Genomic DNA, 943 nt, shown 5'->3' on the forward strand with positions numbered 1-943 from the left:
ATTATATTTTGTAGTCCAAGCAGGGTTTTTTAGAAGCCATTTATCATCAGTTAGAATAATATCGTTAATGAGAGACTTGCCCATTTTAATTTGGGTAAGTGTATAGTTTTTTATGAGATCGTCTCTTCCGATTAATTGATCGTTTGTATATGTCTCAAAGTCTTTAAAGAAACTACCATTTAAGGCARCTTCTTTTGTAAGAGCTGGTTTTTGAGCGAGCGGACGATTTTCAACGGGCGAAACTGCTCGGTCAGTTTTGAGAAGCGATAATATGCCAAATGAAAAGATAATGGTGAGAAAACCGATAAATAGGACGATGTTCCCCAATTTTTTCATAATAACTTTTCCTTCCTACATAAAGTGAAACTTTAATCAGTGGGGGTTTTGTTCATCCCCACTGATTATCAGCCTTAACCAATCGGGCTTTTCCGGGTAGCCCGACCCCACCCTAACTTCTTTGCTTTCGCTGAATTTTGAGGTGGGGGTCTTACTGCCCGGAAAATAGCGGGATAAGTTAAAACCTGAAGTAAATAAATGGATTATACGTCGAATTAATTAAATACATAATCGAAATCATAAATAATGTTAGTAATAATATAGGACGTACAACTTGCATCGTGAATGTATACGTTTTTGGTGCAAGTTCTAATATGTTTTTAAYACGTTTYAAAATTGGTGTCGCTGCGATAAAGGCAATGATAAATAYGAYAATGTATTCATGTATATATAGCATTGTGTTGTCATCGATGAAAGATTGCCTCTCTATGCCAAACATCGCTTTTAAATATTGGAACGAGTATACGAAGTTATCAGCTCGGAAGAAGACCCAACCGATCATAACGATGATTAGTACATATGCATGTTGCAGCGGCTTCCATAGCTTATTTAATATTTTCTCGAATCCAGCTTTTTCAATCGAGATAATAAAGCCGTAATATAATCC

The 943-nt window shown here is 35.9% G+C and carries 2 pseudogenes; both read right to left on the bottom strand.

Annotated features, from left to right (window positions below):
* Positions 1 to 336: pseudogene (patB1, locus tag AC1DJR_RS31590) on the bottom strand (secondary cell wall polysaccharide O-acetyltransferase PatB1); the annotation flags it as partial.
* A 178-nt stretch (positions 337 to 514) separates the two neighbouring features.
* Positions 515 to 943: pseudogene (locus AC1DJR_RS31595) on the bottom strand (MBOAT family O-acyltransferase); the annotation flags it as partial.

The sequence above is a fragment of the Bacillus sp. 05T31 genome (assembly GCF_056396725.1).